Raw genomic sequence first — 18,548 nt, 5'->3', positions numbered from 1 at the left:
AGATCGGTTCGAGAGTATCACCGGCAATATCGCACTTGGAATTGTGATGTTGGCGCACAACCTTCGCTGGCCCGTTGTGGTCGTCCAGGTCGAGGGGTCGGACGGGCCGTCATGGCGGCAGGTCGGAAGAACTGTGTTCGGCAGGACTGCTCCAGAATGGCCGAAGATTTCTCCAAGGAGCCGGGACCGAAGTATGGCCTCCTCGCGGGGCGATCACGATTGGAGGGTCTCGCCCGAGCCGAGCGGCTCGGGCGAGACCGTTGCTCGGATCAAGTCGGGCCTCCCGTACCGGTTCCGCACAGGCTCGAGTCGAAGGCCGAGATCTCGACGGAGAACGTGCCTCCGAGCATGTCGAACGAGCCGAGCAGTCGACGCTCACAGGTGGTCATGTCATCGAGGGCCTGCACGTCTTCGAGGACGATGTTGATGGGATCCACGGGCACGGGCCCACCATTGATGAACGCCTCGCGGGCCTCGAGACGCAGCTCGAGCCGCGGGATGATGCTGCCCCCGCCCGTGACGTCTGGTGCGAGTGCCTCGGCACGAGTCTGCCGCACCTCGATCCCCTGCAGAGTGACGACGTTGGTCATGCCCGCGGCATCGAACACCGGGAATTCGATCTCGTCCGTCGCGAAGTTCGTGTAGACCAGATCGTCGCAGCCTCCCGTGGGATCGCAGTTGCCCTGCTCCATGAGGATCTTTCCGGGGATGTCGACGACGATCTCGTTCGAGGGGTCCTCGAACAGGATGCCGAGAGTGCCCTCGATCCCCTGGGGGAAGGCGGGATAGGGGTCGTGAGTGGGGCCGCACGAGTTGAGTGCCCCCACGATGGCACCGTTGACCGCATCGCAGCCGAGGACGTACTTGATGTCTTCCGGCAGGCCATCCTCCCATTCCCAACCAAACAGGTGGTGGAGCTTTTTCTCGGGCAGCAGACCCGCGTCACAGTCGCTCAGCTCGCAGTACTGGGTGACGTTGTACTGATTCGGATCCATGCATCCCTGGTACCACCCGAAGTCGTATGCGTATGTCCAGCCGATTCCACCATCGCTCTCCTCGTAGGTGACCGAGTAGCGGCACCGGACGCTCTGACCGTCGCCGACGTACTCCCCCTGCTGGGGGTAGAGCTCCCAGACCGACGGCCAGCCTTCGTTCTCGAAGTGGGGGTCTTCTGGGGTGTCGAGCGTGCAGTCGTGGGTGACGTCGTACATTGCAAGCTCACCCACGAACAGGTCGGGATCGTGCGGGGCATTGCCGGGGTAGTACTCGTCCATGACCTGGGCGCACGCGTGCTGGCGGTTCTCCTTGTGGCTCCCTTCCTCGAGGTGCTGTGACATGCAGATCCACATCCCCAGGTCGCCGTAGTCGGCGCCGTAGGGCAGGTAGGCCTGCTGCCCCTCGTCCCACGTGCGGCACAGCACCCACCATCCATCATCGGACAGGTTGAAGCCCTCCGTGGGATCGCACCCACCCGAGAACGGCCCCACGGCGGCCGTGGCCAGCGCAGCCACGATGCCAATGGCCGTCAGACGGCTCGAACGCTCGCCCGTCTCGTGGCCACGCTTGGTTTCGCTCGTTCCTGTGTTCGTGTTGCTCATTGGAAGTCTCGCTGGGATGTCGTTTGCACGAGAGGTGGTCTCTGGTCCGATGCCTGGCCGCCCCGCGATGACATCGTTCCCGCTCGCGCTCCGTCGGATCACGGGCGAGGCTCGAATGGACGATTCGTGTGTTCCGGCCGCGTCAGTGGTGACCCCATGGCCACCAGACGCACGCGGATTCCCGCGCGCCCGAGCGACCGGGCGCGGCGCAGGTAACTGGCGGGAGTACCCGCCCACCCCCCCGCTGTCACATGTCCGCGCTGACGAGCCCCAGCCGGATCGCGTGCCGCACCAGCCCGGCCACGTTCTTCGTGTCGAGCTTGGCCATGATCCGTCCGCGGTGACCCTCGACGGTCTTGACGCTGAGGTCGAGGTCCTTGGCGATCTCGGGGCTGCTGCGGCCCTCGGCCACGAGCTTGAGCACCTGGCGCTCGCGGGGGGTCAGCTCGCTGCCGGCGCGCTCGTTGACGCCGGACTTGGCGGCCTTGCGCGAGTCGTCGAGCACGATCTTGGCGACCTGCGGGCTGAAGAACGCGTTGCCGGAGGCGACGGCCTTGATCGCGGCGACTAGGTCCGAGAGCCCGGAGCCCTTGAGCAAGTAACCCTCGGCGCCGGCGCGGATGGCCGGGCGCACGTGCTCCTCGGTGGAGTACATCGACAGGATCAGCACGTGGGTGTCGGGCAGCGACTCGCGGATGGCCTTGGTGGCATCGACGCCGTTGAGGCCCGGCATGTTGAGATCCATGACCACGACGTCGGGACGGTGCTGCTTGACCGCGGCCAGGCCGTCCTGGCCGTTGTCGGCCTCGGCCACCACGGTGACGTCGGCGCGGCCGTCGAGCAGGGCCCGCAGGCCCTCGCGGACGATGGTGTGATCCTCGACCAATACGACGCGAACGGGGTCCGACATCGGGGCGACCATAGCATGGGGACACGCGGGCTCGTACCCCGCGCGGGGCCTATCCCAGGGGGATCACGGCGGTGATGGTGGCGCCCTCTCCGGGCGCGCTGTCGATGCGCAGCTCGCCGCCGAGCAGCTCGGCCCGCTCGCGCATGCCCACCAGGCCCCGGCTGCGTCCGGCCCGGATCGCGGCCTCGGGGTCGAAGCCGCGGCCGTCGTCGTGGACCCGCACCGTGGCCTGACCCCCGGCCACGCGCACGTGCACCTCCACGTGGCTGGGCTGGGCGTAGCGGGTGACGTTGGTCAGCGCCTCCTGCACCACGCGGTAGCACGAGGTCTCGATGGCGGGCGGCAGGCCGGTGTCGGGCAGGCTCACGTCGCAGTCGACCTCGATCTCGAGGCGCTCGGCCAGATCGAGGCAGGCACGCTCGATCGCCTCGCCCAGGCCCACGTCGTCGAGCACGGCGGGCCCGAGCGTGTTGACGGCGCGGCGGATCTCCTCGAGCGTCTCGTCGACCATCGTGGTGGTGCGCACGGCCAGCTCGCCCAGGCGCCCGGCGTTGTCCCCGGCCTGGCCCGCCAATCCCTCGATGAGCTGCATGTGGATGCGGATGGCGGTGAGCGACTGCCCGGCGGAGTCGTGCAGCTCGCGGGCGATGGCGCGGCGCTCGGCCTCCTGCATGCTCACGGCGCGGGTCGAGAGCTCGCGGAGGTTCTGCTCCTTGTCCTTGAGCTCGGCCAGCGCGCGCGAGAGATCGGACGAGCGCGCCTCGACCTGCTGCTCGAGGTTCTCGGCGAGGGTGGAGAGGGCGGCCCGTGACTCGCGGAGCTGATCCAACAGCGTGCCGATCTCGCGCTCGACCCGGCCCATGGCGCGCAGCGGCAGCCAGTACATCAGGCCCGCGAGCGCGGCGCCCAGCAGGCCGAAGATCGCGAGCATGCGCAGCGCGCCCACGCGGACCTGCTCGGTGGAGGCGGCGACCCAGACCTCGGCCACGTCTTCGTTGTTGACGGTGACCGGCGCGCGCTCCCATACGATCGGCAGGGCGCTGAGGGCCGCGATGTCGGCGTCGCTTTCGCGATCGATGCTCTGGCCCATGGCATCGATCACGGCGATGTGCTCGACGTGCGCGCGGGGATCGTCGTAGGCGCGCAGGTGGGCGAGCATCTTGGGCGAGTCGTACTTCCACAAGAGCGGCCGCTGCTCGGCTTCGTGGCGCACGACGGCGGCGAACTGCTGGGCGGTGGCCCGCGCCTGCACCCGGGCCGCGCGGGTGCCCAGCACGTAGAAGGCGACGGGGGCCGAGATCGCGACCGCGGCCACGAGCAGCAGGGCCAGAGGGCCCAGGCGTGCGCCGAGATAGCCGCGAAGGCGCAGGCGAGGTCCGCTGCCGTCGTGGGTCACCGGCATGGCCTAGGGGTCCTCCTGGGGCGAGGCAGCGGCGTTCGATAGGGGCAGGGCGCCGCCCTGCTCGATGATGCGGCGGCCGTCCTCGGAGAGCGCGAACGCGATGAACGCGGCGGCGTCGCCGTGGGGCGAGCCGCGGGTCACGAACGCAAAGTCCTTGGTGAAGCGATAGGAGCCGTCGCGCACGGTCCTCACGCTCGGTACCACTCCGTCGATGGCCAGGGCCTTGACCGGGAGGTTGTCGGGAACGACGCCCTCGCCGAACAGGCCGACGGCGCCGGTGGTGTCGGCCAGGGCCTCGCGCATGACGTCGTCGCGGTAGAGCACCCGCCATCGCGCGTCCTCGTAGGCAACGGCGTTGGCCTCGCGAAAGCCGGGCACGAGCCGGTCGATGACCATGTGCGAGGAGTCGCCGCGCTCGCGCTGCAGCACGACCACGCGCGAGCCGTCGGACCAGGTGGCGCGGGTGCCCAGGTAGATCTCGACGAGCGCGGCGCTGGTGAGTCCGTCGTCGGGCACGCTGGCGTGGGCTGCCACGACCACGGGGACGCGCGCATAGGGGGTGGCGACGAGCCCCTGCTCGCGCTCGGCCTCGGACAGCGGGCGCGAGACCAGGGCGATGTCGATGACGCCGTCGCGCAGGGCCTTGATGCCGCCGCCCGAGCCCACGCTGGCGTGGACCACCGCATGGAGCGGGCGCACGCGCGGCAGGCCGGAGGTCAGCGCCCTCGTGATCGGCAGGTTGGAGCCCGAGCCGGCCAGTCGCACGCCGTGGTGGGGGGCGAGCTCGGTGGGAGGCGAGCGCACGCCGCCGACCTGGAGGAACGGAGGCAGCGGCTGCTCGTCGTCGGCGATCACCAGCCAGGCGGCCACGCCCAGCAGGGCGAGCGAGACGAGGCCCACCACGAGCCACAGCACGCTCTGGCGACCCCAGTCGCGAAGCTCGGGCACGGGCGGCTCTTGCCGTAGCGAGGGCCCTGGCACGAGCGCGATGCTACCTCCGAACGTCGTGGGTGGGTCGGGCGCCGGGGACTTGTCATCGGCGATCGTTCGTGGGAACGAAGGGCCGGCATGCGCACGCGTCCTCGCCCCGGATCGAATTCCCGCCGCTGGCGGCATCGGGGGTGGATCGACTCGACCGCCGCGTGGGGGCTGGGCGCGGCGCTCGGATGGGCGGTGGGCTGCGATCCGTCACCGCCCCGCGAGGCTCGCTCCGTCGGGGCGCCGTCGGCTCCCGCCGCGGGCGGGGCCGCGGAGGCCGAGCTCGAGGCCCCCGCGGTGGACGAGCCCGTCCCCGCCACGGGGCTGCGCGAGACGGCGTCGCTCGAGGGGCTCGCGCCGGCCGAGCGTGCGCGCTTCGAACAGGCGCTGGCCGAAGGTCGCCGTCTCCACCACGCGCAGGACTACGCGGGCGCGATGGCGGCCTACGACCGGGCGCTGGACGTGCTGCCGGACGATCCCCGCACGCTCTCCGAGCTGGGTTGGTCTGCGCTGCACGCCAATCGCCTCGACGACGCCGACGCGGCGCTGCGTCGGGCCGAGGCCGGCGTCGAGGAGGAGGCGGATCCATCCTTGCTGGCATCGATCCTCTACAACCGCGGGCGCGTGGCACAGGCGCGTGACGACGAGTCCCTGGCGCGGCAGGCCTACCAGGCCTCGCTGCGGCTGCGGCCGCACCCGGCCACCTACCAGCATCTGTTGGCCCTGCCGGGGGGCAGCCGCTACGTGTTCGGGCCGCGGATGCACCGGCTGCAGGGGCCCTACGCGCGGCTCTCGGAGCTGTGCGCCGAGGAGCGCACGCTGTCGGCGGGGGCGGGCGAGGCCGAGGAGGGCGAGGCGTTCGCGTGCCTGCACGACGCGGGCAAGGGCGTGGGTGGCAGCGCGGTGGAGGTGCCCCGGGACGAGCGGCTGCCGGCGCCGTGGAAGGGGGTGCGCTTCGTGGAGACGCGGCCCAATCCGTTCATCGTGCGCTTCCATGCGGCGCTGCGTACCTCCGAAGGCTGGTTCGTGATGCCCGACGTGGCCGAGCTCGAGCGGGGCACGACGGGCACCACCGAGCGGGCGACTCGGCTGGTGGCGCGGACCGAGGAGCTGCTGCTCGGCGGAGCCCCCGAGGTGGTGCTCGAGGTGGAGACGCGCTGGGTGAGGAGCGAGGAGGGCACCGAGCGCGAGTCCGAGACCCATCGGGTGGAGCTGCTGTGCGGCGTGGGACCCTCGGGCATCCCGCACTGCACGGGGGCACTGCCGCGCGCGATGCAGGTGGAGCGCCGCGAGGGGCGAGCGGTGGAGAAGACGGAGTGGACGATCGAGCGGCGGACCCGGCCCGAGGGGTCGATCGTGCTCGAGGGCGAGCCGGAGGCGCTCGACGAGCCCGCGGCGGCGCTGCTGGGAGTGCATGCCGTCGAGCTGCCGTGACGGACCGGGACCGGTCGGGAAGGCCGTGGGGACTCGGAAGGAAAAGGCGCTCGGAAGACGCTCGGGAGACTTGCTATCGTGGGGTCGATGGTGCGTCTCGTCTTCGTCCTGAGTGTCGTGCTCGCGGGGGGCTGCACGCGACCGCCTCCGCCGGTCGAGGCACCGCCTGCGGCGGCCGAGCCCGCGCCCGAGCCGGAGGACGAGCTGCCACCCCCGGAGGCAGAGCCGCCGCCGCCCGCCCCGGCTCCGTGCGCGGGCGGGCGACTGTGGGACGGCAAGCCAGTGGATTGCAGCTACGAGCACGGCGGGTGCTGCTACGACTCGCCGGCGAACGCCTGCAAGGCGGCGGGCTGCGCCGAGGGACGGTGCGCGGTGCTCGAGTCGTATCCGGCCCAGGTGCGCTGCGAGGCGTGAAGGCACGGTGAGCCGGGATCGAGACGTGACCGCGGAAGAGGCACCGAGCCGATCGCCGCTGGCGTCTGGCCCGTTCCGCTGGCTGTTCGGCGGGCAGATCGTCAGCACGATCGGCAGCCAGCTGTTTCCCATGGTGATCGTCGCGCTCACCGTGCCCACCTCCGACGAGCCCGCGCTGGTCATGGGCATGGTGATGGGGGCGCGGTTCGCCGCGCTGGCGCTGTTCATCGTGCTCGGGGGCGTGCTCGCCGATCGGGTCGACCGCTTTCGGCTGCTCGCGCTCACCGACGTGATGAGCATCGTGGCGCTGGCGCCGATCATCGTCATGGGCGCCGACACGCCGCTGGTGGTGGTGACGGCATCGTCGTTCGTGCTCGGTGCCAGCGATGCCCTGTTCGCTCCCACCTACGACGCCGCGGTGGTGGCCGTGGTCGGCCGGGAGCAGCTCGCCCGCGCCAATGCGCTCACCAAGGTGGTGCGAGGCATCGCCAAGGTGCTCGGCCCGCCGATCGCCGGCTTGGTGGTGATCGTGGTGGGCGTGAGCGGCGCGGTGATCATCGATGCGGTGAGCTTCGGGCTGTCGTTCATCACGCTGAGCCGGCTCGCGTTCATGGGCATCGGCACGCCCGCGCCGGGTGAGCGCGAGAGCATGTGGAGGGAGGCGATCGGCGGGTTCGAGGCGATCCTGAAGCTGCGCTGGCTGACGGCGCTCGAGATCATGGCCATGGTCCACGTGCTGCTCGCGGTCGCCCCGTGGGTGGTGCTGGTTCCCGTGGTCGCCGACCGCCAGCTCGGGGGCATCGAGAGCTATGGCCTGCTGCTGGGCTCGTTCGCCGCGGGCGCGGTGGTGGGGGCCCTCATCGGCGCACGGGTGCGGGTCCGCCTGCTCGGCCTCGTGGTGCTGGGCGGGCTGATGCCGTTCGGGGTGTGCTGCATCGTCATGGCATCGACCACCGCGCTGTGGGCGGTGATGCTCGCGTTCTTCGTGGCGGGCGTGGGCGCCGAGATGACCGATGTGGTGAAGACCACCGAGATCCAGCTCCAGGTGCCCGACGAGCTGCTCGGTCGCGTGTTCGCGCTGGACTTCTTCGCCTCGTTCGTCACGATGCCGCTGGGCCAGCTGATCACGGGGCTGCTCGTGGTGCCCGGCAGCGAGCGCATGGCCCTGCTGTTCGCGGGCGGGCTGATCCTGGTGACCACGCCGCTGGTCGCCCTCGTGCCCGGGGTGGCCACGCTGGGACGAAGGGAGGCTCGATGAGCGCCGATCTGCTGCCCGCGAGCCGCTCGCTGCCGATCCATGAGGAGCACGGCGAGGTCGTCGGTACCTGGCGTGCGCTCGGCTACGAGGGCGAGACCGTGGTGTGCTTCGATCGGCACATCGATCTCAAGCCCCTCGCTCCCCATGCGGCCGAGCAGGTCCGCGGTGCTCGCGGGGTCGAGGCCCTGCGCGCGCTCAACCGTCCGCTGCCGTTCCGCGAGGCTCCCGGCGCCTACGGCCTCGACGACTTCTTCGCCGCCGGTCCCGTGCTGGGGGCCGTGCATGCGCTCTGGTGGGTGATGCCCGGCGTGTGGCCCACGGGTCGCGAGCGCGTGCGTACGGCGCTCGGCGCCATCGCGCGGATCCGTGCCGATGCCGACACCCTCGACCACACCCGCGTCGTCGAAGGAGTGCTGTGCACGCGGCTGTGCGGGCTCGACGTGCAGGTCCACACCCTCGAGACGCTGCACGCCCACGGCGTGCCGGCCCGAGCGCGCATCGACGTGGATCTCGACTGGCTCGCCGATGGTGATGCACCGCCTCAGCACACCCCGCGCGAGCTCGTCGATCGGCTCGAGGCGCTCGGCTGCCGCGAGCGCCTCGACAGCTTGACCTGGTCGGTGCGCTCGGGCTTCTTGGGCAGCTCCATGCGTCACTGCGCCACGGCGGTGGCCGAGCTGGTCGGTCGGCCCCTCGACCCCGTCCCCTGGGATGGCGCGTGGCCCATGCCCGAGCGAACGCTCGCGGCGCTGCGCGGCGAGGCCGGCAGCGTGCGACGCACCGAGGTCGAGGCCGAGCTCGCGCCGCTCGGCACGATCGGGATCGCGCTCGGGGGGTGCCTGGCGGTGCGCGAGGGAGCGCTCGCCGAGGCCGAGGCCGCGTGGTGGCAGGCGGCGGAGGCCGGGCTCCGCTCGAGCTGGCTGGCCCATGGCATCGGCGTCGCGTGCTACTCCGACGCGCCCGCTCGCGCGCTCGAGTGGCTCGAGCGTGCGAGCGGAGCCGGCATGGACACGCTCGAGGTCCATGCATCCACGCTCGCGCTGATGTGCCTGGTGCGCCTCGAGCGAGTCGACGAGGCGCGCGCGCGAGCCGGCGTGCTCGTCGAGCGTCACCCCCTGCACCGCAAGCTCGCCCGGATCGCGGCCCTGGTGGCCGCCGATGCCGGCGAGCGCGAGCGATTCCTCGAGCACATGCGCTCCCTCGATGCGCTCGTGGCCACGGGAGGTGATCGATGAGCTTGCTCGGACTCGACGAGACGTTCTTTCGCGATTGCTGGCGCCGTCGGCCGGTGGTGCTGCGCGGCGCCGCCCAGGCGCTGATCGCCGAGGCCCCGACCCCTGCCGACATGGAGCGGCTGCAGGCGCTCCCGCGCCTTCACTGCACCACCGACGGCAAGACGGTGTGGTTCTACCAGCAGCTGGTCGGGGAGCTGCCGCTCATCGAGCGCCTCACCACGGCCGGTCGCGCGCTGTTCGAGTGGGAGCCCATCACCTGCGACATCGTGCACACCCGGGGCCCCGCGTCGATCGGCTGCCACTTCGACGAGGACGACAACTTCAGCATCCAGCTATGCGGCTCCAAGCGCTGGCGCTTGTCCCCGCCCAGCACGCTGCCCCCGGATCTCCTGCGCCTGCGGATGCTCAAGGAGCCCAACGTCGGCAACGCACCGCTGGGTCCCGACGTGACCGAGCTGCTCGTCGAGAGCGGCGACGTGCTCTACATCCCGCAGTCGTGGATCCACTGGGGCGAGTCGACCGGCGACTCGCTCAGCATCTCGCTCGTGGTCAACAGCCGCACGTTCCACCTCGACTTCGCCGAAGCCATGGCCGAGGCGCTGCGGCGGGTGCCCGGGTGGGCGTGCTCGCCTCCCGTGGGTCCGGGCTCCACCGCCGCGCGCGAGCGTGCCCTCGACGCGCTGGTCGAGCGCACCCTTGGCGCCGAAGCGGCCGAGTACGTGCGCCCGCAGCTGCACACCCGCACCACCGCCGCGCCGCTCGCGGTCGACATGGCGCGCGTGCGGTCGTTCGTGGCCGCCGCTCCCCCGCCGCCCGTGGAGGGGCTGGTGGTTCCCGGCGAGGGCGGCGATGCCCACCGCCGTCTGCGTGCGCTGCTGGCTCGCCGCACGCTGCGACGGCTGCTGCTCGCGGTCACCAAGCGGGTCGCCTCCACCGGCAGCGTCACGTTTCGCATCCTCTACCAGCAGTGCCTCGACGCCCTGCTCGCCCTGCCCGACGCCGAGCTGGAGCGCGTGTGCACGGAGCCCGAGCTGGTGAGCCTGGCTGCGCTCGCCAAGGACGATGGTGCTCGGCACGAGGATCCGCTCGCGGCCGAGCTCGCCCGCGCGCTGGTGCCCGAGCTCTCGGCGGCGGGGATCGACTCCATGCCGTTTGCGATGCTGCCCGATCTCGACGGCGGCTTCACCGTGCGCCGAGCCGGCCTGCGGCTCGTGGCCCGGCGACCGCTCGGCGAGCTCGTCACCCGCGTGGTCGACGGCACATGGCAGGTGTTCATCGACGGCCGCTTCCGCGCTCCCGAGCAGGCTTCGGGGCTGCGGATGGAACGGCTGCCGCGCCTGCTCGACCACGGACCCCACCTGTCCCCCGCCCCCACGACCTGGGTGGCCCGCAGCGTCCGCGACCAGGAGCTCGCCGCTGCGGAGCCTCCGGCGTTCGCCCGGTTCTGCGACGCGATGCGCTCGGGGGCGCAGGCACTGGCGCATGCATGGCCGGCGGCGTGGCGCGAGGTGGCCGACGGGATCCGGTGGCTGCTGCCGCTGCCCGATCGAGGGCATGCGCCCCACGGCTACCGTGTGCACGTGCTGCGGGGTCTCATCGTCAGCGGCCCTTGCCGCGATCGCCACGGCGCGCAGACGCTGGTGCACGAGGCAGGGCACGACCGCCTGTCCACCATCTTCGACCTGCTGCCGCTGTGCAGCGATCCGGGCCAGGTCGTGCGGTCGCCGGCCGTCGACGCGGCCCGGACCGTGTCGTCCGTGCTCCGCAGCGGCTTTGCCCTCGCCCAGGACGTGGCGCTCCTCGAGAGGCTGGTGCCGCTGGCGTCCGCGGACGAGCGGGTGCCGCTCGAGCGCGAGCTCGACGCGTGCCGTGCCGAGGCGGCGGCCGCCCTCGATGTGCTCGAGCGCGAGGTCGAGACCACCGAGGTGGGGGCCGCCGTGCTCCGCGAGATCGGGCGAGCGCTGGGCCGATGAACGCAGGGGCAAGGCATGCGCGCGGGGTTCCGACCGTGCACGGGCCTCAGGTGAAGATCAGCGTCGACAGCCGGTTGCGCTTGTCGAACAGCGCCGCATCCTCCGGAGCCAGCGAGCGCATCAGCCGGGCCGGTACGATGGTGGACTCGCTCGAGCACGGTCGGTCCGCGTGGCCGTAGTAGACGTGCAGCGAGCGGCGCCCCCGGCCGTCGAGGGCGCGTCGGGCTCCGTGCAGCGACGACGCGTTGAACAGGATCGCCGAGCCGGGCGCTCCCACGAAGTCGAAGGGCTCGGCGCTCCCCGTCGGCTCGGCCTCGCCAGCGAGGGGCTCGTCGCGGGATTCCGCAAAGATCGAGAAGCGATGCGTCTGCGGCGTGACCTCGCTCAGGTACACCAGCAGCTGCACGTACTCGGCGCGGTACGGGTTGTCGAGGTTGTGCGGCACGTCGCGGTGCCAGTCCGTCTCGGCGTGAGCACGGCCCGCGGCATAGAGCTGCACCACGGCTTCCTCGAAGCGTGCCCGGCCTTCGAAGATCTCGCCGACCAGGGCTCGAACGAGGGGATCGAGCACGATCTGTGCGACTCCCTCGACCGACAGCAGCGCATTGCGGTTGACCACCGCCCCCTCGAACTCGTGCCACATGAAGGGATTGGTCTTCATGTCGCGGTTGATGGCCCGGCTGAGCTCCACCACCCGCTCGAGCGTGATCAGCGAGGGCAGCACCACGAAGCCTCGAGCGGCGAAGCGCGCCAGTAGGACGGTGGGTTCCATGTCCAGCGTCCTTCGTCTAGCGGTTCTGCCGCCCCAGGAGCTCGTCGAGCTGCTCGGGGCTGGTCACTCCCAGGAGGACCGAGCTGAGCCTCGGGTTGCTCACGAGCTCGGCGATCGCGAGGCGGGCGGGCGTCGTGCCGCGTTCGCGTGCGCGGGCGAGCAGCCCGGCCACGATGTGGTCGGACTCGGCGGTGAGCAGCTCGTCCTGGAGGAACGCGAAGCGCTCGGTGTTGAGGCGCCCGGGCGCCGACCGATTGCCGAAGTACTTGCCCGTGAGCACGCCGCTCGCCAACGGGCCCCAGGCCAAGAAGCCCAGTCCCGCGTCGGTGACCTCCTCCACGTGATGATGCATCGCTCGCTCGTTCAGGAGGTTGTACTGGCTCTGATCGACGATGGGGGGGCACAGCCCGCGCTCGCGGCACACCTGCAGCGCGCGCTCGATCCACACGAACGGCCAGTTGCTGACGCCCCAGTACAGGCACTTGCCCTCGCGGATCAGCTGATCCATGGTCCAGGCCGTCTCTTCGAGCGGAGTCTGCTCGTCGATGTCGTGACACAGGTAGAGATCGACGTAGCGGGTCTCCAGCCGCTCGAGCGAGCCCTCGATGGCCTCGCGAAGGTGCTTGCGCGACAGTCCCTGGTCGTTGCAATCGTCGCTCATCGGCGAGCAGACCTTGGTCGCGATCACGAGCCGGTGGCGCGCGTGACCGCGCATGAGGCCGCCCAGCGCCTGCTCGGCGCGCCCGAGGCCGTAGACGTCGGCAACGTCGAAGACGTTGATGCCGGCCCGCACCGCCCGGTCGAAGATGGCGTCGAGCTCGAGCGTGCTCGCCTCGGTGACGTTCCCGAATCCCAGGCCGAGCACGCTCACCTGGAGCCCCGATCGTCCTACTCGACGGTACTGCATCGGTCGCGCCGTTGGTGCATCACACGGAGCGGCAACCTGGCCGGCCGTGCGCCGCGAGTCGGGCGCACGGCACCAGCCGATCCCGAGCCGCGGCCGATGGCCACGACTCGGGGGTGCTCGGGCTCGTCAGCCGCGCTTCTTCTCGTTGCGCGTGAGCGTGTATCGGGTGTCCTGCTCGAGCTCGAATTTGGCGAGCTCGTCGCCCAGCGCCTTGGTGACGTGCTCCTTGATGGCGTCCGGCTTGACGGCGTCTTCGTCGAACAAGACCAGCATCCTGTCCTTGTAGACCTCCATGAGCGTGGCTCCGTGGGGGAGCCGGACCTTGTCGGCCAGCTTCGTGGCGTCGCCGCGCATCGTGAGGATCACGGACGCCATCACGTTGCGGTCGGCCGGGGAGCGGAACCGGAATGCGTGGAACGCCACGCCCTCTTGCAGCTCTTCGGCCTCGAGCACGTGAAGCTCTTCGATCTCATCCAGCAGGCTGCGCTCGGCACTCTCGTTGTTCGACATGGATACCTCCCTTGGGGTTGGGGGGCCAATGCTCTCGCAGTGCCCGAGAAAATGCGAGCCCGATCGGAGGTGCGCGGTGGGATCGCGCGAATTCGCGAACGCGAGCGTGATCGCGCTCGAGGGAGTTCGAAGCAGACGAGGCGCTCTCGCGATGGAAACGTCGTCAGCACGGTCATGGGGGCGAGAAGCGCACGGGGATCACCAGCTCGACTTGTACGTCCTCGTCGCGCGGCCTCATGGGCTCCGGCTTGGCGTCGATCTTCAGCGGCTCGAGCACGCAGCGGTGGAGCTGGGACCAGTCGTCGTGATCGACCTGGACGTCCACGCGAGCGGTCGAGCGCTTGGGCTCGTCGGACGAGCGGGCGAAGCTCACGGTGAGCACGTCCTCGTCGTCGAGGCGGCGGAGCAGCTCGGGGTGCTCGACGAGGCAGCGGGTGATCCCGTCGCGGGCCGAGGCGTAGGCTGCGAGCAGGGCCCGCTTGGAAGGGCCACCAGGGGCGTCTTGCGTGCGCACGGTCGCCTCGCTCAGGGTGAGCGAGCCGGTGCGGCCGATGGCGTAGTGGATCGGCGGCCAGGTGTCGATGCGCAGATCGAACATGGCGCAGTCTTCGAAGCCCGCTCCGCTCATGGCCGCCTCGAGCGAGCAACCGTCGCCGCGGAGCACGTCGGCGACCATCACGAGGTTGTGGAGCGGGGCATCACCGTCGACCTGGATGTGGGCGATCTGCATGTGCGGCATGACGCGCTGGATCTCGGAGACGAGGGACCGCAGCTCGGCGAAGCCAGGGCAGCGCGTGTCGTTGCACTTGCTCAGCGCGACGACGGTCGGCTCGCTGGCTCCGTGGCTGATGCTGGCCTCGGCAGAGTCGCGGTGGATCCTCACCACGACCTCCCGCTCGAGCGCATGGGGGTGGACCCGGTGCTGCAACCATGTCACCTCGGGCCGTACCGTCAGCGCCCGCAGTCGGTACCCCTGGTGGACCACGAGCTCGAACGAGGTGAAGCCCGCCTTGGTGGCATTGAACATGACGTCGCCCAGCGTGGCGAACGGCGTGTCGCGATCGGCCAGGACGATGGCCTTGGCGTTCCAGTCGTCGGGTGAGACCCGAAGTCGCATGTGCTCCAGCTCCGCGCGGCCGTGCAGGGTTGCGACGAGCGGCGGCGAGAGGTGGAACGAGAACACCGCGGGGTCGGGTCGCCCGTCGATCAGCGGAATCATGGGGCTGCGGTCGATCCACAGCTGACGAGGAGCGATGCGCAGCTCCACGCCGGTCTGCGGCGGCACATCGATGGTGGAGGCGGGCGGGTGCAGGCGCCAGTGCTCGAACACGTCTGCGCAGGCCAGCTCGCGCTGCCGGCACATGGTCTCGAGCTCGGCGGGCGTGGCCTGGGCCGACAGCAGCGGTCGCACAACGCCCGCGGCCGCATCCGGCTCCACGCGACCGGACACGAGCCACTCGTAGAGCATCATGGGCAGCAGGTCGCGGCTGACGAAGCGGTCGCCTGGGGCGAGCAGGCCGTAGCGATCGAGCTCGCAGCGCGCGCGCACGAAGCGGTCGCGCTCGATGGCATCCACTTGCACGTCGAACAGCTCGTGGATCGGCTCGCGGCCGCGCGGGCAGGTGCGCTCGAGCAGCTCGTTCCAGGCCGAGTCGATGCGATCGCTGACCATGACCTGCGTCTTCAGCTCGAGCGGGGCCTCGCTGAAGTCGACCGTGAGGCTGCGGTGGAGCGCGGTGGGCAGGCTGGGGCAGACCCTCGCGAGCGCCTCGAGCCCGCGCTGCTGGTCTTCGAGCGCGTGTGACTGCAGCGCCTCGGCCACGCCCGACAGGCCGGCCTCGTCGCACACGGGCATGCAGCCGGGCGCCGCGAGGACGATCGTCGCGAGGGCCAGCCGGAGCTCGAGTGCCATCGCTCGGATCATGGCGGAGCGTCGTCCTCGGCGAGAGGTGGGAGCTCGGCGTCGAGGACGGCCTGGTAGAACAGGCACTCGGGAGGGGCCTCCTCACCCAGCATCATGGGCAGCAGCCTGCAGCTCTCGCCCCCGCGGACGGCGTCGATGATCGACACGAGGGCTTGCAGCGGCACGCCGTCGTCGGTGCGGAACGTGGCCACGGTCTCGTGGGGAAACAGCGCCTTGAGCTGCTTGGCGAAGGAGGCGATCGCCTCGAGGTCGTGACAGCCTCCCGGTGGGGGCTCGCAGCTCGGACGGTTGGGGAAGACGTTGGGAGGCGACATTCCGTGCGCGCGAGCCTCCACGCCGTCGCGACGCACGATGAAGGTCAGCTCGAGCGGTTGCTCGGTGCCGTCGAGCTCGGAGTCGAGGTCGTGGTCGGGATCGAGTTCGGGCGACAGCCGGGCTCGAGGCACGGTGAGCGGCAGCGCTCGGGGCTCGTCGCGGCCGAACAGGACGACGAGCTGGGCCTCGCGCAAGCCGGCCCGGGCCGCGGTGAGCAGCGTGTCGAAGAGCGTGCCGACGGGAGTGGCGTGATCGGCGAGCAGCAGGATGCGAGCGCTCGGGTCGACGCCCTCGTTGCGTGCGGATCTCCGCGCCCGCTCGGCGTGGACGACGAGCGTGTCTCGCAGCGCGGGGGCAACGTGGTCCACGAAGGCGTCGGGCGTGGGGCGCCCCGCGTGCAGGGTGAGCAAGGGGACGTGCTCGACCGAGAGCCGATCGGAGGTGATCCGGATCTCCGTGCCCGTGTCGAGGATCCGGTCGCTGCTCGAGCGCGGTGGCTGAAGGCCCCACGTCTGCATGGCGCGTGCACATCCCACGCGCTCGACCAGGCACCTGGTCTCGAGCTCCTCGACCGAGGCGCTGGCGGACAACAGCGGCCACACCACGTCCCTGGCCAGGGCTCGATCCACGCGCCCCGCGGTCATCCACTCGTAGAGCATGAAGACGGGGACGTCTTCGGAGACGAACGTGTCTTCGGGGGCGAGGAGGCCGTAGCGATCGATCGAGCAGCTCTTGCGGGTGGCGAGGTCGCGATCCTCGGCGGCCAGGGCTCGGTCGCGCTCGGCGTCCGTGCGCGGGCAGGTGCGGGCGAGCAGCTCGCTCCATGGCAGGTCCTCGGTGCGGTCGGGGAGGATCGCCTCCCTCGGATCGACCGGGCCCGACGGATCGCGGAGGGCGTACGTCAGCGACGCGGGCAGGTTCGGGCAGGCCCGCCCGAGTGCATCGAGTCCCGGCTGTCGCTGCTGGGGGTCTCGCGTGGCGAGACGCTCGACGGCGATGTGCAGGCCCTGCTCGTCGCAGACCGGCATGCAGCCGGGGCCGGCGAGGGCGAGCGCCGCGAGGGCGAGGGCGGGTACGAGCCGAGGCGAGCGAGCGGCCATCATCGCCATCATAGAGGAGCGAACCGTCACGGTGGGGGCTCGAAGCGCGTCGGGATCACCAGCTCGAACCGCAGCCGCTCGAGGAAGTCTCGGAACGAGGTGCCTTCGTCGGGTTCGACGCCCAGGGAGTCGAGCACGCAGCGCTCGATCTCCGTGCCATGGTCGTTGGCGAGCAGCCATAGGTGACCAGACATCGGGCCCTTGCCCCGGCTGGGCTGCAGGTACTGCACCCGCAGCGTGCCCGTGTCGGGCCATCGTCCGATCACGTCGGGGCGGTCGGTCATGCAGCGTCCGATCGCCTCGCGGGCCGGAGCGTAGGCAGCCAGCGCCGTGCGCTCGGTCTCGGAGCTCACCACGCGGGACGCCCACCGCTCCACCCTGGCGTCGCCGAGCACGAGGGTGCCCACGCGATCGGAGTGCTCGTAGAGCTGGGGCGCGCCGTCGAGCCGAATGAAGAGGTACTCGCACCCCGGAGGGGCCGTTGGACCCTCGCATCCGTACCCGCGGTTTACGGCGTCGAGGATCGCGAGCACGGCCTGGAGCGGGAGCTCGTCTTCCACGCCGAGCGACAGGCCCAGCTCGCGTGGGTGTTGCTTCGCGTAGCCTGCTGCCACCGACGCGACGGCTTGCAGGTCGTGGCACCCGCGTGGCGAAGGATCGCAAGGTTCGAGGTTGGGGATGGTCCTCGGATCGGTGGTGGGACCAACGGTCGAGACGCCATCGTGGCGGACGACCAGGCGAAATTCGCTGGCTCGGTCATGGACGACGTTCGTGGGAGGAAGCCAGGTCTCCGGGGCGACGACCGCCAGCGACCGCAGCGCGTGGTCCCGGCGGACGAAGAGCGAGGCCGAGGGGAAGCCTGCCTTGGTGGCCGTGAAGAGCACTTCGACCAGCGTGCCAAAGGGCGTGGCTCGATCGGCGACGAGCACGATGCTCGCGTCCGGTCGCTCGAGCTCGGTGTCGGACTCGGGCGGGACGAGGGGAGTCAGCCGCTCGCGAAGCAAGGGAATCGCGCGGCCGATTCGGTCGGCGGAGGCGAGGCGGCCGTCGTGCAGCGAGAGCACGGGAGCTCCCTGCAGGGTGAGCAGGGTGAGCCGGTCACGGGCCACGAGGATTCGGGGGCCCTCACCGGGGAGGGAGCGCCCGAGGCTCGAGTCCGGCAGTGACAAGCCCCAGGAGGCGACCACGTGCTCGCAGGCCACGCTCTCGCTCCAGCACATCGCCTCGAGCTCTTCCGCGGTTGCGCTGACGGCGAGCAGCGGTCGCACCACGTCCTGCGCCAGGGGCAGGGGCACGCGGACCGACAGCAGCCAGTCGTAGAGCACGAGCGCCGTCGCGTCGCGCGGGACGAAGACGTCGTCGGCGCGCAGCAGGGCATGGCGCTCGAGCGTGCAGGCGTCACGTAGGGCTCCGGGGTCGGCGAGGTCGAAGGGATCGTGGGTGACTCCGGGGCAGGTTCGATGCAGCAGCGTGCGCCACTGCGGATCCTCGGACCGCTCGGCATGGTGGCGCTCGAGCGCATCGCCCTCGAGCTCGTGGGCGGGATCGAACTCGGCGGCCAAGCTGCGCGCCAGGCCGAGCGGCATGGAGGGGCACGCCTGCCACAGGGTGGCGAAGCCCGCCGCCCGGAGGTCGCTCGAGCGTTCCTCGAAGGCGACGGCGGTGCGCCGAAGGCCGTCGTCGTCGCAGACGGACTTGCACGACGGCGCGGCGACGGCGAGGCTCGCGAGGGCGAGGGCGATCGCAGTCGACTGGGTCGTGACGCGCACCCCGTGATGGTACCGCGGTCGGAGGTCGCTCTCGTGCGTCTGGCCAGGC

Annotated in this window: 15 protein-coding genes; 5 read left to right on the top strand and 10 right to left on the bottom strand. The window is 71.0% G+C overall.

Features of this window, described 5'->3' with window-relative positions:
• Positions 1-269 precede the first annotated feature (269 nt).
• From OEB96_RS37460 to OEB96_RS37445, 4 genes are all read right to left on the bottom strand, one after another.
• Positions 270-1,511, bottom strand: a complete 1,242-nt coding sequence (locus OEB96_RS37460; RefSeq protein ID WP_266221689.1) for a hypothetical protein — start codon at positions 1,509-1,511, stop codon at positions 270-272.
• 334 nt (positions 1,512-1,845) lie between these two features.
• On the bottom strand, positions 1,846-2,508 hold the full coding sequence (locus tag OEB96_RS37455; RefSeq protein ID WP_266221688.1) for a response regulator: 663 nt from the start codon (positions 2,506-2,508) through the stop codon (positions 1,846-1,848).
• 49 nt (positions 2,509-2,557) lie between these two features.
• Positions 2,558-3,910, bottom strand: coding sequence for a sensor histidine kinase (locus tag OEB96_RS37450; protein WP_266221687.1), 1,353 nt, complete (start codon positions 3,908-3,910; stop codon positions 2,558-2,560).
• Positions 3,911-3,913: 3 nt separating this feature from the next.
• Complete coding sequence (locus OEB96_RS37445) at positions 3,914-4,891, bottom strand: substrate-binding domain-containing protein (RefSeq protein ID WP_266221686.1); 978 nt, start codon at positions 4,889-4,891, stop codon at positions 3,914-3,916.
• A gap of 87 nt (positions 4,892-4,978) precedes the next feature.
• Between OEB96_RS37445 and OEB96_RS37440 the strand changes: the two genes are divergently transcribed.
• From OEB96_RS37440 to OEB96_RS37420, 5 genes are all read left to right on the top strand, one after another.
• Positions 4,979-6,322, top strand: coding sequence for a tetratricopeptide repeat protein (locus tag OEB96_RS37440; RefSeq protein WP_266221685.1), 1,344 nt, complete (start codon positions 4,979-4,981; stop codon positions 6,320-6,322).
• An 87-nt stretch (positions 6,323-6,409) separates the two neighbouring features.
• Complete coding sequence (locus OEB96_RS37435) at positions 6,410-6,736, top strand: hypothetical protein (protein WP_266221684.1); 327 nt, start codon at positions 6,410-6,412, stop codon at positions 6,734-6,736.
• Positions 6,737-6,743: 7 nt separating this feature from the next.
• Entirely contained in the window at positions 6,744-7,994 is a 1,251-nt protein-coding gene (locus OEB96_RS37430; RefSeq protein ID WP_266221683.1) for an MFS transporter, read from the top strand.
• Positions 7,991-9,229 carry a hypothetical protein gene (locus tag OEB96_RS37425; protein WP_266221682.1) on the top strand — a complete coding sequence of 413 codons (1,239 nt, stop codon included), beginning with the start codon at positions 7,991-7,993 and terminating at the stop codon, positions 9,227-9,229. The genes OEB96_RS37430 and OEB96_RS37425 overlap by 4 nt, the downstream gene beginning before the upstream one ends.
• A complete protein-coding gene (locus OEB96_RS37420) occupies positions 9,226-11,202 on the top strand; it encodes a JmjC domain-containing protein (protein ID WP_266221681.1) in 1,977 nt (658 codons plus the stop codon). The genes OEB96_RS37425 and OEB96_RS37420 overlap by 4 nt, the downstream gene beginning before the upstream one ends.
• Positions 11,203-11,248: 46 nt before the next feature.
• Here the strand turns inward: OEB96_RS37420 and OEB96_RS37415 are convergent, their stop codons facing one another.
• From OEB96_RS37415 to OEB96_RS37390, 6 genes are all read right to left on the bottom strand, one after another.
• On the bottom strand, positions 11,249-11,974 hold the full coding sequence (locus OEB96_RS37415; RefSeq protein WP_266221680.1) for a phytanoyl-CoA dioxygenase family protein: 726 nt from the start codon (positions 11,972-11,974) through the stop codon (positions 11,249-11,251).
• 16 nt (positions 11,975-11,990) lie between these two features.
• The gene (locus tag OEB96_RS37410; protein ID WP_266221679.1) at positions 11,991-12,881 is read right to left on the bottom strand and encodes an aldo/keto reductase; all 891 of its coding nucleotides are present in this window, start codon (positions 12,879-12,881) and stop codon (positions 11,991-11,993) included.
• Between the two features lie 126 nt (positions 12,882-13,007).
• Complete coding sequence (locus tag OEB96_RS37405) at positions 13,008-13,391, bottom strand: hypothetical protein (protein WP_266221678.1); 384 nt, start codon at positions 13,389-13,391, stop codon at positions 13,008-13,010.
• A 172-nt stretch (positions 13,392-13,563) separates the two neighbouring features.
• Positions 13,564-15,303, bottom strand: coding sequence for a hypothetical protein (locus OEB96_RS37400; protein ID WP_266221677.1), 1,740 nt, complete (start codon positions 15,301-15,303; stop codon positions 13,564-13,566).
• Between the two features lie 8 nt (positions 15,304-15,311).
• Positions 15,312-16,733: a hypothetical protein gene (locus OEB96_RS37395; RefSeq protein WP_266221676.1), complete on the bottom strand. Its 1,422-nt coding sequence runs from the start codon at positions 16,731-16,733 to the stop codon at positions 15,312-15,314.
• A gap of 23 nt (positions 16,734-16,756) precedes the next feature.
• Positions 16,757-18,499 carry an ExbD/TolR family protein gene (locus tag OEB96_RS37390; protein ID WP_266221675.1) on the bottom strand — a complete coding sequence of 581 codons (1,743 nt, stop codon included), beginning with the start codon at positions 18,497-18,499 and terminating at the stop codon, positions 16,757-16,759.
• Positions 18,500-18,548 lie beyond the last annotated feature (49 nt).

The organism is Paraliomyxa miuraensis, from assembly GCF_026337845.1.
GTDB classification, from domain to species: Bacteria; Myxococcota_A; Polyangia; order Nannocystales; family Nannocystaceae; genus Paraliomyxa; species Paraliomyxa miuraensis.
The sequence above is the reverse complement of the archived record's forward strand: the minus strand, read 5'-3'. Positions and strand labels throughout refer to the sequence as shown.

Excerpts from the sequence above, each read along its gene's own strand:
- OEB96_RS37455 (WP_266221688.1), bottom strand. The coding sequence starts at position 2,508 with ATGTCGGACCCCGTTCGCGTCGTATTGGTCGAGGATCACACCATCGTC.
- OEB96_RS37405 (WP_266221678.1), bottom strand. The coding sequence starts at position 13,391 with ATGTCGAACAACGAGAGTGCCGAGCGCAGCCTGCTGGATGAGATCGAA.
- OEB96_RS37415 (WP_266221680.1), bottom strand. The coding sequence starts at position 11,974 with ATGGAACCCACCGTCCTACTGGCGCGCTTCGCCGCTCGAGGCTTCGTG.
- OEB96_RS37435 (WP_266221684.1), top strand. The coding sequence starts at position 6,410 with ATGGTGCGTCTCGTCTTCGTCCTGAGTGTCGTGCTCGCGGGGGGCTGC.
- OEB96_RS37420 (WP_266221681.1), top strand. The coding sequence starts at position 9,226 with ATGAGCTTGCTCGGACTCGACGAGACGTTCTTTCGCGATTGCTGGCGC.
- OEB96_RS37410 (WP_266221679.1), bottom strand. The coding sequence starts at position 12,881 with ATGCAGTACCGTCGAGTAGGACGATCGGGGCTCCAGGTGAGCGTGCTC.
- OEB96_RS37425 (WP_266221682.1), top strand. The coding sequence starts at position 7,991 with ATGAGCGCCGATCTGCTGCCCGCGAGCCGCTCGCTGCCGATCCATGAG.
- OEB96_RS37400 (WP_266221677.1), bottom strand. The coding sequence starts at position 15,303 with ATGGCACTCGAGCTCCGGCTGGCCCTCGCGACGATCGTCCTCGCGGCG.
- OEB96_RS37450 (WP_266221687.1), bottom strand. The coding sequence starts at position 3,910 with ATGCCGGTGACCCACGACGGCAGCGGACCTCGCCTGCGCCTTCGCGGC.
- OEB96_RS37395 (WP_266221676.1), bottom strand. The coding sequence starts at position 16,733 with ATGATGGCCGCTCGCTCGCCTCGGCTCGTACCCGCCCTCGCCCTCGCG.
- OEB96_RS37440 (WP_266221685.1), top strand. The coding sequence starts at position 4,979 with ATGCGCACGCGTCCTCGCCCCGGATCGAATTCCCGCCGCTGGCGGCAT.